The 11688-nt window shown below is 54.6% G+C and carries 10 protein-coding genes; 2 read left to right on the top strand and 8 right to left on the bottom strand.

All coding sequences use genetic code 11. From position 1 onward, the window contains the following. Nucleotides 1-3 precede the first annotated feature (3 nt). Nucleotides 4-141: a hypothetical protein gene (locus ACI7RC_RS20255; RefSeq protein WP_408110014.1), complete on the top strand. Its 138-nt coding sequence runs from the start codon at nt 4-6 to the stop codon at nt 139-141. 57 nt (nt 142-198) lie between these two features. Here the strand turns inward: ACI7RC_RS20255 and ACI7RC_RS20250 are convergent, their stop codons facing one another. From ACI7RC_RS20250 to ACI7RC_RS20240, 3 genes are all read right to left on the bottom strand, one after another. Next, complete coding sequence (locus ACI7RC_RS20250) at nt 199-705, bottom strand: hypothetical protein (RefSeq protein WP_408110013.1); 507 nt, start codon at nt 703-705, stop codon at nt 199-201. 14 nt (nt 706-719) lie between these two features. After that, the gene (locus ACI7RC_RS20245) at nt 720-1796 is read right to left on the bottom strand and encodes a M42 family metallopeptidase (RefSeq protein WP_486303982.1); all 1077 of its coding nucleotides are present in this window, start codon (nt 1794-1796) and stop codon (nt 720-722) included. Between the two features lie 137 nt (nt 1797-1933). Then, nucleotides 1934-3142, bottom strand: a complete 1209-nt coding sequence (locus tag ACI7RC_RS20240) for a polysaccharide deacetylase family protein (protein WP_408110012.1) — start codon at nt 3140-3142, stop codon at nt 1934-1936. A gap of 141 nt (nt 3143-3283) precedes the next feature. Here ACI7RC_RS20240 and ACI7RC_RS20235 point away from each other — a divergent pair, with 141 nt between their 5' ends. Beyond that, entirely contained in the window at nt 3284-4579 is a 1296-nt protein-coding gene (locus ACI7RC_RS20235; RefSeq protein ID WP_408110011.1) for a BaiN/RdsA family NAD(P)/FAD-dependent oxidoreductase, read from the top strand. Nucleotides 4580-4610: 31 nt separating this feature from the next. Here the strand turns inward: ACI7RC_RS20235 and ACI7RC_RS20230 are convergent, their stop codons facing one another. From ACI7RC_RS20230 to ACI7RC_RS20210, 5 genes are all read right to left on the bottom strand, one after another. After that, nucleotides 4611-4817 carry a hypothetical protein gene (locus ACI7RC_RS20230; RefSeq protein ID WP_408110010.1) on the bottom strand — a complete coding sequence of 69 codons (207 nt, stop codon included), beginning with the start codon at nt 4815-4817 and terminating at the stop codon, nt 4611-4613. Beyond that, complete coding sequence (locus tag ACI7RC_RS20225) at nt 4817-7321, bottom strand: septation ring formation regulator EzrA (protein WP_408110009.1); 2505 nt, start codon at nt 7319-7321, stop codon at nt 4817-4819. Before ACI7RC_RS20225 ends, ACI7RC_RS20230 begins: the two co-directional genes overlap by 1 nt. Before the next feature lie 353 nt (nt 7322-7674). Then, a complete protein-coding gene (locus ACI7RC_RS20220) occupies nt 7675-8550 on the bottom strand; it encodes a hypothetical protein (protein ID WP_408110008.1) in 876 nt (291 codons plus the stop codon). 82 nt (nt 8551-8632) lie between these two features. Then, entirely contained in the window at nt 8633-10879 is a 2247-nt protein-coding gene (locus ACI7RC_RS20215) for a GGDEF domain-containing protein (RefSeq protein ID WP_408110007.1), read from the bottom strand. A gap of 43 nt (nt 10880-10922) precedes the next feature. Further along, on the bottom strand, nt 10923-11516 hold the full coding sequence (locus ACI7RC_RS20210) for a histidine phosphatase family protein (RefSeq protein WP_408110006.1): 594 nt from the start codon (nt 11514-11516) through the stop codon (nt 10923-10925). Nucleotides 11517-11688 lie beyond the last annotated feature (172 nt).

The following is an 11688-nucleotide window of genomic DNA, read 5'->3' as shown; positions in this document are numbered from 1 at the left end:
GCTATGAAGTATTCCAAAGAGCGTGTTTCCAATAACGTCGACGTCCGCAAAGAGACCAACCATCAGCCAAAATCCGCGCAAAACGACGAGCCTGGATATGGCAGCAAAAAACTGGAGGGGCCAAACCGCCCGTCAACCTGAAAAAATCGCAGAAGGTGTTTGCGAGCCTGAGTCGCAAACACCTTCTCTTATGCCGTGTTACTTTTGAATGTCCCGTATCTGATAGGGCACCTGCCAGCCTTCGAGCTGATCGTAAAACTGCCGTTCTTCCGCCAGCGGAATCCGCAGCAGCAGGTACTGGCCATAATGGAACGAGATGTGCTCCCGCTCCCCCTCCGACAACCCGAAGCGCGGAAACAGCGCCACGTCCAGCAGCTTGTAAAAGTATTGATAGCGCTCCTCGGTCAGCTCTGCGCGAAAACTGCGGCTGACGACGACATCACCGCTCTTGTGATCCACCAAGTTTTCCCGGCTTGCCCCCAAAAACCGGAGCACCTCGCCAGCCTGCCTTCCGAGTTTCTCGGCGAGCAGGCTGTCATTGTACTCTACCTCCAGGCGGTCTACTCTTTGCCGCACTGATTCAAGCATCGCCCTGAACACTTTGTGAACAACAAGATTGGTCGGGGCGAACTGATTCTCGTAAAAGTTGTATTCCAGCCGGGCTTCGCCGTCCTGCACCCAGCGGTAAAAGAAGATCCCGTTCATCTGATCTGGTCCCTCTAGCGAGCGCGAATCGCATCAAGCGTAGCCCGGTCCATTTTCTTCGCAACGGCGATCAGCAGCCGTTTGGCGGCTTCGTAGTCGTCCCGGTTCATAATCGCCGCATGGCTGTGGATGTAGCGGGCAGGAATGCCGATAACGGCAGATGGCACCCCTTTTCCATGCAGGTGAACTGCGCCGGCATCCGTACCGCCCTGACTGATGAAAAACTGGTACTTGATCCCTTCGCTCTCACAGGTGTCGATCAAAAAGTCGCGCAGGCCGGGCAGCGTCACCATGGTCCGGTCAAAAATGCGCATCAGCAGCCCTTCTCCAAGCTTGCCCATGCCGTCCTTTACCCCTGGAATGTCGCCTGCCGGACTGGCATCCAGCGCCAGGAACAGTTCGGGGTCGATCATGTTTGCCGCCGTTTTGGCCCCGCGCAATCCCACCTCTTCCTGCACGGTCGCACCCGCGTAAATGACGTTCGGGTGGCCGGGATGCTCGCTCAGTTCCTTGAGCAGCTCGATCGCCAGGGAACAGCCATAGCGGTTGTCCCACGCTTTGGCCATGATTTTCCGCTCATCTGCCATGACCGTAAACGGACAGACGGGAACGATTGGCTGGCCGGGGCGAACGCCCGCTTTTTCCGCCGCTTCCTTGCTGTCCACCCCGATGTCGATGTACATATTCTTGATGTCCATCGGACGGTTCCGCACCTCGTCGCTCAGAACGTGCGGCGGAATGGAGCTGATCACTCCATCGATCGGTCCCTTGTCCGTGATCACCTGCACTCGCTGAGCGAGCAGCACCTGGCTCCACCAGCCGCCGAGCGGTTGAAAAGACAGGAAGCCTTTCTCGGAGATGCGGGTCACCATGAAGCCGACTTCGTCCATATGGCCCGCCACCATGATCCGCGGCCCTTGCTCGTCGCCCCGTTTGACGCCAAAGATGCTGCCCAGGTTGTCATATGTAATTTCATCTGTATATTTGTCCATGTACTCCCGCATGATGACGCGAACGGGTCCTTCAAAACCGGGAACGCCCGGCGCCTCCGTAAGCCGCTTCCACAATTCCATTTGAAAATCAGCGGTCAAGCGAACAACCTCCTTCGATACGATCCAGCTTGTGAAACCTACCATTTATTATCTGCCAACCGAAGGGCAAATGCAACCGGCTATACGGCTGGCAGACCAGGCAGCTTCCCTGGCAAAATGGCACCGAGGTCCAGCCGCTAGCGGGGACGGACGCTGTCAATCACCTCTTCGGCGTCAAACAGCGGCTTTAACCGATCCTGCTGGGTCTTCAGCGAAATGCCGTCGATGTGCCGGCGGTCCATCATGACGGAATTGGGCGTGTATTTGAGATAGGGAGCCGGTCCGACCGAGCAGAGCATGGGAAAACCCGCTTTGACCAGATAGTTGTATTTGGGGCTACCCGTCTCGACCCGGCTTCCGTATGGATAGATGTAAACTGAAGTAGGTCCGATCAGCGGTTCCACTTCCTTTTTCCACTGCTCGGTATCTGCAACCAAGCGATCGTAGCTGACGCGAACGGCATCCAAATGGCCGTAGCCGTGCGAGGCAAACGTCCACCCGGTCTCCTTCAGGCGCGCGATGACTTGCAGCGCCTGCTTTTTGACGCTTTCGTACTCAGGCGAATCAAGCTCGTTCGTCCGGTAGCCCAGCACTCCTTGATACCCGGTCAAGGCAATCACGCCTTTTGCTCCGTGAAAAGAGAAGTCAGGGTGCTGCTTCACAAATGCATCCAAGATCGGAATGATTTCGTTTTCATGGGAGATGACTTCTTCCCCTTTTGGGTTCTTTGAATACGTCGCAATATTTCCATTTTCATCCAAAATCAATCTGAACACGTTGCCATTCTCCAGCATGTAATCGTAGTAGTTGAGATCGTCGATCGAAAGAATCAGCGGCTTCTTGTTCTTTGGCAAAAGCAGTTCCTTGGGGGTGATCACCTTTTTGCCGTTCTCCATTTTTTCCTCGTACAGCGCGTGAATGTCGATCAGCATGTAATCGTGTTCGTAGAGCGCCTGGATGATCCGGTCAAATTCCGTAACGGTAACAAACCAATCGTCATAACCTTTGGACATCGCATCCCCGTCAAACGCCAGTTCCGGGTAGGCGATCAAGGGATGAAAAAAGATGTGTTCCACAGGTCCTTTGTAGACGGCCAAATCTTCCGTATTTTCCACCGCTTGTTCTGGCCTCTCCGGCTGTTTTGGTGGCGCCTCTGGCTCAGTCGGAGTTGCCGGTCTCTTTGCAGGATCAGGCGGCACGCTTACCGTCTGCTGCTCTTGCTGCTCTTGCTTCTCCGGCACCTGCTGCGGAGTGCCTGTCCCCATCCCATTCACTGCCGAACATCCCGTCACTAACACAAAAGAAAGCACCCCGATCAGTACGGAGGTTGCTCCAAAATGTCTCATGTCCCTCACCCTCTCTTTCTTTTTTGACGAAAGGCACCGGTGCCCCGTTACAATTTTTTCGCTCGTCCTCCTTGGAAAGCGTTTTGTTTTTGCGCTATGATAGTACCAATTGCATGCAGAGGCATAAAGGATGGTAATAGAATGGATACGAGCAACTACGATGTGATCGTCGTCGGCGGCGGGCCGGCCGGATTAATGGCAGCAGTCTCGGCATCGGCCCAGGGAGCGTCTGTCTGTCTGGTGGAAAAGGGAGCGAAGCTGGGGCGAAAGCTGATCATCTCCGGCGGCGGACGCTGCAATGTCACCAATGCCAAAGAGTTGGACGAACTGATCAAGATGATGCCTGGCAACGGCCGGTTTATGCACAGCGCTTTTGCCCAGTTTGGCAACCAAGACATCATCAGCTATTTCGAAGGGCTGGGAGTTGCTTTAAAGGAAGAGGATCACGGCCGGATGTTTCCCGTCACGGACAAGGCGTCCACCGTCGCGGGCGCCCTGATCGACAAGGTACGGCAGCAGGGGGTGACGTTCCGCCTTGCCAGCCCGGTCCAGCGGGTACTGTACGAACAAGGCAGCGTCCGCGGCATCCTGCTAAAATCAGGAGAAACACTGCTTGCTCCCTGTGTCATCGTCGCCGTCGGCGGCTGCTCCGTCCCGCAGACAGGTTCCACAGGAGATGGATACAGCTGGGCCGAAGACGCCGGACATACGATTACAGATTTGTACCCGACAGAGGTGCCGTTGGTGGCCAGCGACTCTTTTATCCGGGACAAGGTACTGCAAGGGCTGTCGCTGCGCGAGGTGGAACTGACCCTCTACCATCCCAAGGGCAAAAAAGTGAGCTCCCAGACAGGAGACGTGATTTTTACCCACTTTGGCCTGTCCGGTCCGGCTGCTCTGCGGATGGGCCATTACGTCTCGGTTACACAGCGTTCGGTCGGACAAGTCCCGCTGTCCCTCACGGTCGACATGATGCCGGACAAATCGCAGGAGGAGATCTTTGCCGAGAGCTGGAGCCGCATGGCGGATCAGCCGAAAAAGGCGGTAAAAAACGTCTTGAAAGGGTTTCTGCCGGAACGTTTGATTCCGCTCCTGCTAAAGCTGGCTGATATTCCCGAGGAAATGACTTTTGACCATCTGTCCAAGCGAAATTGGCAGGAGTTTGCCGCGGCCATCAAACGCTTTCCCATGACGATAACCGGCACGCTGTCCCTCTCAGAAGCTTTCATTACAGGCGGCGGCGTTTCGGTGAAAGAGATTGATCCTAGGACGATGCAGTCCAAGCTGATGCCGGGACTCTTTTTCGCCGGTGAAGTGATGGACGTCCACGCCCACACCGGGGGCTACAATATCACGATCGCCTTCTCCTCCGGTTACGTGGCCGGATACCACAGCGCCCGTTTGGCGCTCGAAGAAAAGACAGAAAAAAGTCTCTGACCGGCTGGCGGTGAGAGACTTTTTTTCGATTCTACTGGGTTGTCGCCCGATACAAGAGGGCAAATCCTGTGAGAACAAAGCAAAAGCCGAGTAAAAAGAAGGTATTGGCGCGCGATTTCACCCGCCTTTGATCCCCGCCTACGTGGGCGGAAATGCGCCGCTGCCACCTTTTCGTCTTCGGCTGCAACATCACAAGCAGTCCGATCAGGATGAGGAATACCGGGTAGAACAAGGGCACTAGTTCCCCGCTCCCTTCTGCTTTTTCCGAAGCAGCCATCGGCTTGCGGCAACCGGTTCTTCCTCTTGCTCTCCTTCGACGACCAGCCGCGCCTCCTCGGCCAGCTGCATCGCTTCCTGGAAGCGCAAATCGCGGAAAGCCAGCTCCGCCTTGCCCAGCAGCTCGTCCACCTTCCTGTTGTGCCTGCGGTAGCGGTTGGTATACTGAATCGCTCCCTCTGCCTTTTGGCAGTAGGAGATCGTCTCTTTTGCCGACTTTTCCGTCAGCCTGAGTTCTTCATTGGCTTCGCGCAGCAGGATGGCGATCTCATCCATGCTGTAGTTGTACCGCTCCATGGCAATCTGCACGCGGCCCAGCGCTTGTACCACGCTGTCAAAATGCATCAACACGCTGGCCGGGACTCCCGGGAGATAGCTTCGCTTGATCTGCTGGCGAATCCGAACCAATGAACCGGAGATGCGTTCCATCTCGTCGAGAACGTCATCCTCTGATTCGAGAATCAAGTGGTACACGGACAGTGCCTGCTTCTCCGCCGGCGGTTCAGGTTCAAACGCGGGCTCACTGGCCTTCGGCATAACCAGTTCGTACTCAAACTCGTCTGCAGCTTCACCGGCCGTTGTCTCGGCGGGTCTGGCGACAGGCTGTTTCTCCTGCCTTGGTGCCGGCCTATCTGCTGGAGCTGCCTCACGCTCCACTGCCGGCCCGGGCGCGAAGATCTCTGGAGCTTCCTCTCTAGGCAGTACGGCAGGCGCTTCCGCCGGTTCCTCCGCCATTTCTTCTTCAGCCGGCTCTTCAATGGCTGGCTCTTCGGGTACATGCGGCAGATCGGCTGCCGGTGTGTCGACTGCGGGTTCTACCGGAGGAGCTTCGGCCTCGACTTCGTCTGCCGATACCGGCTCAGCCACCTCCGATTCGCCTGTCGCCTCCTCCCGGACTTCCTCTAAAGCCCCTGGCGCCACTTTCTCCACCGGCTGATCGGGGGCTGCTTGGACTGCCGCCGCAGCAGCTGCCTCCCGCTGCTGGAGAGCACTCTCCTCCAGGCTGCGGTAGACGGCCTCGCGCTTGATTTCAAATGCCTTGATATGCGTTTCGACAAGCTGTACATTTCCTTCTTCAAAAGCGGATTTCGCCGCGATGAGCAGCTGCTTCACCTGCAGCAGGGAGTCGTCGAGGTAACTTCGGCCCAGATCGTATCCGCTGCCGGCATGTTCCATGATGTCATTTTCCAACTGCTTCAGATCCTCGGGCAGTTCCTTGTTCACACGCGTATACAGCTCCGGCAATTTTTCCAGCGCCTCCGACAAGGCTGTCAATTGCTGCTGCGTGCTCACGCTGATCTCATACGCTTTCAGTTCATCGCCGCTGGCCAGCGCCCGCTTCACTTCCGAGCGCCTTTTTTCCGCTTCGTCCATGGCCGCCTTCATCTCGTGAAACGACAGCCCGTAATCGAGGCGGACATTGGTCAGCTTTCTTTCCACGCTCTCCAGCAGCTTGCCGATTTCCGGTATGGCCGCCTTGTTCTCTTTTTTCGCCGTCGCCACTTTTGCCGTCTCGGTTTTTAATTCGTTCAGTTCTGCTTCTATCGTCTCGAGCAGTTCTCTGCCTTCGTCCAGCAAGTCCAAAGCCTGGCCGAAGCGCATCCGATAACATGCTTCCTCCGCGTCCAAAATGATCATTTCCACATCCGGTATGCGGATGCGCAGCAGGTTTTCCTTCCGGTTGATCAGCAGCGTGTACCATTCCTCGGTCGATCCGGCGGCATGGCGGAGTGATTTTTCCAAATCGATCGCGTTGATTTTTTCTACCAGCTCGTCCTTCCAGTCCTCCACATCGTCCACCTGGAAATAGATGCGTCGGCGGCGGGCAAAGGCGAAGATCATCGCCACAATTCCCGCGACGATCAACAGAACGATCAGATAGGCCCACCAGGGTATGATGCTCCAGAGAGAATGCTTGTCCTCTGCCTTCTTTGCATCCTCCGGAGGAGCAGCCGGATCCTCGCTGCCCGGCGTGCCCATCGTTCCCTTTCCGGCAGCAATCTGGTCAAGCTCGCGGTTCACCTCCGTGACGAACAGCTCGATGCCGGGCAGATACCTCTTTTGGTTGCGATACGGCTCATAGTAGGCTTTGACCATTTGGTGAAGCATGTCCATCGTAGCGCCCTTCGCCTCAAAGGCGGGCCCTGGATGTACCCCCAGCTCTTGTGTTTCCATATCGAGAACGATCATTAACGTATCTTCGCTTACGTTGTAGTTGTCGTACAGCAGCCCTGCGTAGGCGTCAGGGGAATCGGCTTCCGGCTTGGTGCTTTTGACCACGACCACCTTGTACTCCCCCGTAAGCTGTGAAACGTAGTCGGCAAAATTCTGACGATCCTGCTGTTGAAAACTGCCCGTGGCGTCCTGGACGACAGCGTCAGTCTTTTCTGGAAAAGGTGCAGCTTCCACAGCGTGGGAAAAACAGAGAATTCCCGCTGCGACGAGCAGTAGTATCTTTTGTTTCACAATAGACAACCCCTTTGACAACTTGCCTTCCCTGTCGTCAGGAAGGATGAGTGGGTACTGCAATTATGTATGACGGACGTTCGCATAAAGCGTCACGTTCCTCTGCATGTCATAGGAAAAACGTAACTGTTTGGTGTTATACGACTTGATTAAACTGCCGGCAGCCTTGAAACGACTGCATTTTTTCTCATGCCGGCAAAAATAGACTCCCAGATTCTATATATTATAGTACAGATTACCCTCCAAAAAAAGCATCCGTTCTAGCATATTCGACAGCGGTTTTTAACAGTTTCGCTCCCGGCAACAACAAAAGCGCCTTCCCGTTGAGAGAAAGACGCTTGACTGTCCTGGTGTCACTTCTGTTTTCCGGCTGGATTTGGCAAGTTGTAGGTCTTGCCGTAGTTTTGCAGGTAGGTGTCTACTTCCGAGTGCTCGTAGACTCGTTGACCGTTCAGATCGTACCGGGAATGAATCCTCATCAATGTGTGGATGGGCAATTTGGTCTGCTTGTCGTAATAGAGCGTGCACTCCGCATCCAGCACCATGTTGTTCAGCAGCTCGTCTATATCGCGGTGAGATTGCTCTGCCTGGATATGGGCTCCGCTCTCATTCCTCCGCCAATCCCGCGCGGACAGCTGCCAGGCCCATTTTTGTTTAGGAAGATGAACGGATTGCACACGACTGCTTGCTTGCTCTTTCAACTGCCTGGCGAGCAGTTCCTTTAGCTTGTCGGAGTTGAGCAGTACCCGCATGGCTTGTACGTTGTCCGTTCGCACGCCATCGCGAACAGGCAGCACCTTCGTCCTCATGCCATCCATTTGCAGGAAGTTGGTCACTGGATTCCAGTTAGCAAACTCCTGGATCAGACCGATATGATCGCCGCCAACCGGTTCCCACTCCTGCTGATCACTCTGTTTGACGTACATGGTCCGGCCTTGAGACAAAAGCGACATGTTTTTTGAGTGCTTCCGGTCAGGATCCGCTATGTTGACATTGAGCACCATATCCGATCCTTGCTTGTGCCCGTAAAAGGTAACCGGGCTGGCTTCCGCCGTATTACCCGTCAGCGCCCTTGTCGTCCCGTAAAATGAATAGCTGTTCTCCGAGAGTAACTGGTTCCGCACCTGCATGAATTCCGCCTCTGGACTTTGCGCGGTTTTCACCTGTGAACACCCCGCGGCAATAGCCAGGGCGAGAACCAGACATATGCCGTTGCGCATCTGTTTCATCGCGGCTCCCTCCTTGTCCTGCTGTTATGGTTTCCGTAGGACAGGAGGGTTATTCCAAGTCATGGTCCGCCAATGCTGCCAGTCATGCCAGACAGATTTGGTTTCTGCCTTTGTTTTTCGCTTCATAGAGAGCGAGGTCGGCCAAGTGAAACAACCTGCTCACCGTCATTTCTTGCCGGACAGTCCGATCCCATTGCACGACGCCGCTGGAAACCGTCACCTGCGGCTTCGTCTCGGTCTCCACACGGCTGCGGATGCGATTGGCTATATTGAGTGCAGTCAACAAATCCACGCCCGGCAGGTAGATGGCCATCTCCTCTCCTCCCCAGCGCGCGGCGATGTCGGCCTCCCTGATATTTTGTTTGATCAGGCCCGCTACCTGAATCAACACCTCGTCACCCCTCTGGTGGCCGTAGGTGTCGTTTACCTCTTTAAACAGGTCGATATCGACGAGGATCAGCGAGCCAAAACTGTCCTGTTCCAAGGATGCGGCTATCTGCTCGTCCAGATAGCGGCGAACGTACAACCCGGTCAGGTTGTCCGTTATGGCCATCCGCTCTACCTCGCTGTGCAGCAGCGCATTGGTCATCGCCAGACTGGTGTGCTGGCCGAAGATCTGCAGCAGTTTGAAATCGTCAAAGCCAAATAAATTCCGGCGCGAATCCAGAACGAGCAAAAGACCGACCACTTCTGCTTCATGCAGCAGTGGAACAGCCATTAAAGAAGCGTATGGCATGAGCGAAAACTCCCCCGACTCCGGGCGGGGACTGGCCAAAATAATCGGCTCTTTGTCCCGGACGATCTCGGAGAGCAGCGCTTCCTCTGCAGAAACCGTCCTGCCGATCTGTTCCGGCAAAGAGCTGGACAAAACAGTGAAGCAATCATCCGATTTTTCCAGAATCGCACAGTACTCGGCCGCAAAGTTGTCCAACATCAGCGAGGTGACGAACCGCAGGATCTCCTGGACATCCAGACTGCGATTGAGCTGTTTGGCCATTTCGTTAATCAGGCGAAGCTCGCGGATGAGATTGCGTGATTGCTGGTATAACTGGGCATTTTCAAAGGCTGTTCCCGCCGTTTCAGCCAAAATGCTGATCTGCTCCGTCCCGTTGTTATCGATCTCAACCCGCTTTTCGGCGGTCAACTGCAGCACGCCGTATATGCCCTGTTTTCCCATCAGCGGCGCTGCCACAATGGTCGTCTGCTTGCCTGAGACGGGTTTGCTGCCGACGATCAAGCTGCCCTGCATGTACGCCTTGCTGCTGAGTTTGCAGGCCTCGTCCTGAAAGGAAAGCTGTTTTACCGGCAATGCCGTATTGGTATCGACTGTCAAGTAGATATCCAGGTCGAAGTCAGGGTAGAGCTGGTCGACACTCTCCATGATCTCGGTCAGGACATCGTTGACGTCAATGGATGCGAGCATCTTTCTCGTCAAGCTGTACAGCAAATCCTTCTGCTTGGCCTTCTTCACGATGTCGTCAGAAATGACTGCCCGCAGCAGCACATTTTTCAATTTTTCACCGACGTTCGCCAGAAAAGCGGCATCCTGCTCATCAAAGCTACTGATCGATTGCTCAGAAGATTTGTGCAGAAAAAATGCGTAAAGGGGTTTATCCTCACAGAAAACGGGTATTAAAACCAAGTGACCATTTTTCTCGTTTACCTGCTCAGTACACTTGATGTTGTTTTGGAGGAGGTACTCGCTCAGCAAATCATGCGGCTGCTGGTCCGTACAGACCAATTCGCCTGGCATGACAAATCCGTTTTCATCCAATTTTGCTGCTGAGCAGTACCCCTTCCCGATTTTTTCCTGTACTTGCTCGATCACATACCTGACCATATCCCGTTCCCGGTCGCACTGGCTGGCGTTCATCACGATCTCGGCTGCTGCCTGATCCAGGTAAGCTTCATACCCCAGGTGCAGGAGCGATTCGACTCCGAGCAGATAAGCGGCGATGTCGCATTGGTTCCCTCCAGACGGAAGCACCATGCCAATCGTCGCACACAACTGTCCGTCATCTCCGAGCAGCGGCACCGCGCCCCAGCAGAGATGGCTGTCAGCAGCCATTACGGCAGCCTGATTGCTGCAGATCGCCTGAGCTACGGCTGTATCGCCGCCTTCGGCAAGATTTTCTCCGACGGCTATCGTCGGCAAAAAGGGTATCCCGGCTTGGCTGGTTGTAAGCGGCGTCACTTCCAGCACGCAGCCGTTTCCGTCGGTCAGGAAGAGGAAGCCTGAGCGGCGTTCCTGCCAGGCACGCAGGAAAAAGCGGCTCATATATGTAAAGGCTATTTCTATTTTTCCAACTATTTTTCGGTTGATGGTCACATAATCCCCCCTCTCCTATTCCGCCCTTCCCGCGAAGACCCGATCAGCCAGATTTTCGCAAATGCTGTATGTCATTTACCTTTACCACTTCCCATTTCTTTTGGTCGTAGCGCAGTACGTTAATCGAAGTATTCTCAAGCCGCGTAACTCCCGTCCCGCATGCACCGTTCGAGACGTAATGAAGAAACGAATTGATCAGACCGCCGTGACTGACTACCGCCAGCGTTTCGCCCGGATGAGCAACTGCCAATGAGGTCAAACATTCATAGGCGCGTTTTTGCATGGCTTCGAACGGCTCTATGCCAAAGCGCGCTTCGTCTTGCTGCGGATTTTTCAGCTTCTTCCTGATTTCTTCATAAGATAGGCCTTCCAGTTTGCCGTAACAGCGTTCGCGCAGGACAGGCAGCGTAAACAAGGGGCAACTGACTTTTTCAGCTACCCGTTTGGCCGTTTCGTATGCACGCTGCAAATCACTGCAATAAACAGCAGAAAACGCCTGTCCGGCAAGGTGCTCAGCCAGTCGTTCTGCCTGTTCGATGCCGGCAGGTGTCAGGGCGATGTCGCTATGTCCCTGAATTCGCCGCGCTTTGTTCCACTCAGTTTCTCCATGTCTGATAAAGTAGATCGTTGTACTCACGTGCAAGTCCCCCGATGTAAAACATATCATTACTATTATAAGGGATTGGCTCGGGCACTGCTATAACCTCTTTTTGTCGAAAAAAGAGGTCTGGAGGGAAAAAGAAAATTCCCTCTGTTGAAACAAACGAACTCTTTCCACGTCCAAAGGAGTAGAAAACACTCTGCTGTTA

The organism is Brevibacillus sp. B_LB10_24 (assembly GCF_046036945.1).
GTDB lineage: Bacteria > Bacillota > Bacilli > Brevibacillales > Brevibacillaceae > Brevibacillus_C.
This window is presented reverse-complemented; position numbering and strand designations above follow the sequence as displayed.